The organism is Mycobacterium sp. OTB74 (assembly GCF_029892685.1).
Taxonomy (GTDB): Bacteria; Actinomycetota; Actinomycetes; order Mycobacteriales; family Mycobacteriaceae; genus Mycobacterium.
In genome coordinates this window covers 1-1,213 of the sequence record NZ_JARXVD010000059.1, presented here as the reverse complement: position 1 = coordinate 1,213, position 1,213 = coordinate 1, and the positions used below count along the sequence as shown (strand labels likewise).

General features: G+C 67.8%; 1 protein-coding gene. It reads left to right on the top strand.

The window, feature by feature from the left end; translation table 11 throughout:
* Positions 1-185: 185 nt before the first annotated feature.
* The coding region (locus M2432_RS27895) for a site-specific integrase (RefSeq protein WP_280830092.1) at positions 186-1,213 on the top strand (1,028 nt) is incomplete at its 3' end.

The window sequence follows — 1,213 nt, the reverse complement described above, 5'->3', positions numbered from 1 at the left end:
GTGCCCCCGGCAGGATTCGAATCTGCCCAGTGCTATGATCGGGTTATGCCGCTGACCACGAAAGTTGTTTTATATCAGCACTTTTCGCCACAGTCGAAAAGGCATGGAATGACACCGGGTATCGTAGGGACACACAGTTAGGGTGCGGATAAGGTGCGCACCCCACCGGGAGAAAGACCACCACCATGGCGACAGCAGCACGGCGACCACGGCGCAGCTGGGGCAAGATTCACCGCGAACGCTCCGGGCGCTACCAGGCGACCTACGTCGGGCCGGATCAGGCCCGCCACGGTGCGCCCGCCACCTTCACCGCGAAGATGGACGCCGAACGCTGGCTGGCCGATGAACGCCGCCTGATCGAGCACGACACCTGGACCCCGCCCACACTGCGCGCCGCGGTCAAACGGGCGCGGGGCATCAGCGTGGCCGAGTACGCGGCCACCTGGATCGAGCAGCGCCCGATCAAGCCGCGCACCCGCCAGGGCTACCGCGAACTGCTCGCCGGGCCGCTGAGCCCGTTGCACCGGGTGCCGCTGGCCGCGCTGTCCAGTGAAGCCGTGCGGGCGTGGTTCGCCGGGCTACCCGACACCCCGACCCGCAACAGCCACGCCTACGGACTGTTGCACGCGGTGCTCGCCACCGCGGTCACTGATGGGCACCTGGGCGCGAACCCGTGCAACCTGAAAGGCGCGATGAACCCGCCCACGAAACGCCAGCCGGTGATCCTGACCCCCGACGAGGTGGCCAAGCTGGCCGACGCGATCGCACCCGAACGGCTGCGCGCGCTGATCCTGGTGGCGGCGTGGTGTGGGCTGCGCTGGGGCGAACTGGTCGAGTTGCGCCGCCGCGACATCGATACCGCGCGGGACGTGATCACGGTCAGCCGGTCGGCGACGCACCGTAACGGCACCTGCAAGATCGACACCCCCAAGACGCACAAGCCGCGCGCGGTGGTGGTGCCGCCGCATATCCGCGACGACCTGCACGAGCACCTGGCCCGCTATGTCGCGAACGACCCTGAGGCGCTGGTGTTTCCGGCTGTGCACAGCTGCCATCTGAATGACCGGGTGTTCCGCGACTATTTCACCGATGCGGTGAAAGCCGTTGGGCGCGAAGGTGTTCGGGTGCACGACCTGCGGCACTTCGCGGGCACGATGACCGCGAGTGTGGGCACGCTGCGCGAAACGATGGACCGGCTCGGGCACAGCACGGT